This is a genomic window from Acidithiobacillus marinus (genome assembly GCF_002847505.1).
GTDB lineage: Bacteria > Pseudomonadota > Gammaproteobacteria > Acidithiobacillales > Acidithiobacillaceae > Acidithiobacillus > Acidithiobacillus marinus.
The window spans coordinates 1-2,626 of the sequence record NZ_MXAV01000060.1; the positions used below are offsets into that span (position 1 = coordinate 1).

General features: G+C 48.2%; 4 protein-coding genes. All 4 read right to left on the bottom strand.

From position 1 onward, the window contains the following. Positions 1 to 323: ParM/StbA family protein (locus B1757_RS14850; RefSeq protein WP_143484299.1), on the bottom strand; the 323-nt coding region annotated here is incomplete at its 3' end. Between the two features lie 46 nt (positions 324 to 369). Further along, complete coding sequence (locus tag B1757_RS14855; protein ID WP_143484300.1) at positions 370 to 1,026, bottom strand: hypothetical protein; 657 nt, start codon at positions 1,024 to 1,026, stop codon at positions 370 to 372. A gap of 308 nt (positions 1,027 to 1,334) precedes the next feature. Then, positions 1,335 to 2,480, bottom strand: a complete 1,146-nt coding sequence (locus B1757_RS15270) for a hypothetical protein (RefSeq protein ID WP_143484301.1) — start codon at positions 2,478 to 2,480, stop codon at positions 1,335 to 1,337. Continuing rightward, positions 2,413 to 2,626, bottom strand: a 214-nt coding sequence (locus B1757_RS15635; protein WP_216360892.1) for a hypothetical protein, incomplete at its 5' end; no start/stop codon positions are given. The genes B1757_RS15270 and B1757_RS15635, both read right to left, overlap by 68 nt.

The window sequence follows — 2,626 nt, forward strand, 5'->3', positions numbered from 1 at the left end:
ACCCATTGGTTGTCACCATCGCTTTCTGATTCCTGTTGCAGTCTATCAATAACCAGCTGCATGAGAGCTCGGTATTGCACAGTGTCGTACCATGCGTCTGAAACGGCCTTGCTCGTGTTTTGTGTGGCGGAGAGTTGATGCGCGTCCGCGCCGATTTCGTAGATTTCATTATCGACAACCACTTTTACCGTTTCTCTGGTTGCGCCGACAGACCCCATACTGGCCCTGCGCGTCTTTTCCACCACGGATGCGATCTGAAAATAATCAGATTTCGTTTTCATTTTCAGGTATCCATAACCGATATTTATGCCAGCCGCCTGCATCGTAATCTCCAAAACTAGAAATGGTGCTTTGGATTATACACGGTTTTTACCATTTTATGCCGCCAAAAAGATCGGGGTCATCTCCTTCTATGAATCCACTTTTCATGTTTTCCCAGTCGCTGGCTGTTGCACGAATACCTTCTGAGTTTACTGGCGGGTCTGATCGCAGGATCACGCCTTCTTCCGGATCCAGAACAAATGCCTCGTATTGCAGGCACTCTTTCTCGTATTCACTGAGTTGGTCATATACGTCTGCTGGTATCTGCTCGCGTGAGAGTTGCTGCGTTATGCGTAGGCTCACTGGTGGTTGGGTTGTGGGGGTGGTTTCCGTTAGAGGGTTGGGATTCTGGGTGGTTGAGATTTGCGGTTCTGGTTGCTGTTTACCGGATGTAGGTTTGTTGACGGGTGGTTGGGTGGTTGAGGTGGTTTCCGTTTGAGGGCTTCGCTTCGCAGCCTGGGTCTTGGTGCGCTTTGTGCAACTCCTGGTTTCGCTCCGTGCCTGCGGCTCATTGGCAGCTTCCAACTGGCTGGATACAAGCAACCCCGAATCCAGCAGCTTGTACCGGTCCCCTAACCGTAACTCCTGTAATCCCACCTGAATAACCGCATCAAGCACCAGGTTTTGGCGTAGCTTGCGGGCCTCTGCCAGCGTCTTCACTTCTTCGTTCACCTTGGTGGTTATCTGCACCCGTAATTTTTTCAACCCTTCATCCCTCTTTTTCCTTTTAACCGACTATCATGGTTTTTTCTTTCTTACTTTATGCTTTTTGTCTTTATTCGGCAATGCTGATAATGTTATTTGCCATTAAGATCACGCCTGTTTTACACTCTATGTTTTTGTATTTATTGTATTTAGTAAATATTTGTGGTGTTTTACTGGCCGCTTATAGGCGTCCTGATGGTCTTATGATGGCCTCTTGTTGGCTTTCTAGCGGCTTCTTTATGGCATAAATATGACCAAATAAAGCTGTTTTTTTCAACCAGTGCTGCACATATTGCTTTATCCGACTATCATGGACTTTTTTCATTTTTGGTATCCACTCTAGTGTCCCATAGGTGTTTCTTTGTTTGCCACAAGAGGCGGTCTGCTTCTTTCCCAATGGCGTTGAAGTAATCAAAATCTTCCTTGGCTGACAGGATGGCCCGACGAAATCTGGCCAGATCAGGGTCGCCAAGCACCTTGTAATCCGGTCCCGAAGGCGGCATGTTCCGCACTCCGTATACTTCACCATTACGCCGCAGCTCCTTGCGCCTTTTCTCGGTGAGATTCCCATACTTATGCACATAGAATATGTACACCCAATGCCAGCGCGGGACATCCATGACACTTCGCCCCATTGGTGATGGCATGATCAGGCCTGACCATTCTTTTCTGCGGTTCCCCAAAACCTGCCCGTAATAAGCGAACAATCGATACCGCATGACCCGGTACGCCACCCGCAGCATGGACAGCAAAATGTCCATACGCATGCCCCAGAGCGGTTGGTACGGACCGCAGATATCCGCATCCCGGAGGTCGTGCCGGCAGAAAAAATACGCCTCATACGGTTGAAGAACTGATGGCTCCCGCTCTGCGAAATACCGCATCAGGAAATCGATACTGATGTCGGTAAATGCCATGATTTCCGTCTCTATTGCGACCAGTTTTTTGACTTTTTCTTCTTCCAACAATATTTTTCTGATGCGTTTTGCCTGTGTTCCGAGAGGCGTGTTAGCCAGCCCTGGATGGCTTTTTCTGCGCCATTCCGATTCCGGCGCCGCCGCCAGCATCAGTGATGCCGTGGGTTTTTTGGTTTGTTTGCGATTGGGTAATCGGAATGTCACCGCATGCGGGCAGAATCGGCAACCCTGAGCGCAGTTTTTTAATACAATTCTCCCCGGCAAATACGGTTGACGCCCTCTTGCAAGGCCTTTGATGATTACGTTACGAAACAAAAGTTCGTCAAAGATCTTCCGATCGTAGGCGTCTCTATAGCGGCATGTATCGATAGGGTCTGTCGTTTTAAATACCGTCTTTTTAGGAACCCCAGACCTTCCGTAAGGACGCACTTCCTGGCCAGTGAAATTTTTGTAGGGCCTTTCAATTACTCTATCTTCTGAGTTTGTTCCGACTTGGCTTCCCGGTTTCCTCTTCTTTTCTATCTCTTCTTTCTGCATCCTGTTTTATGGCTCCCCATGATTGAAAAGTATATACGGCTACAATTTTTATGGCCTTGAAAACATATTTCAGGCTGCTGGCAACGCCGACTAATAATGCCCACAAACCCTGTATCAGTAGTTTTATGAGTTCGCGGAGGTTCCTC

What these genes read in the sequence shown, in the direction of transcription:
- B1757_RS15270 (WP_143484301.1), bottom strand. Translation starts at nt 2,480, where the DNA reads ATGCAGAAAGAAGAGATAGAAAAGAAGAGGAAACCGGGAAGCCAAGTC.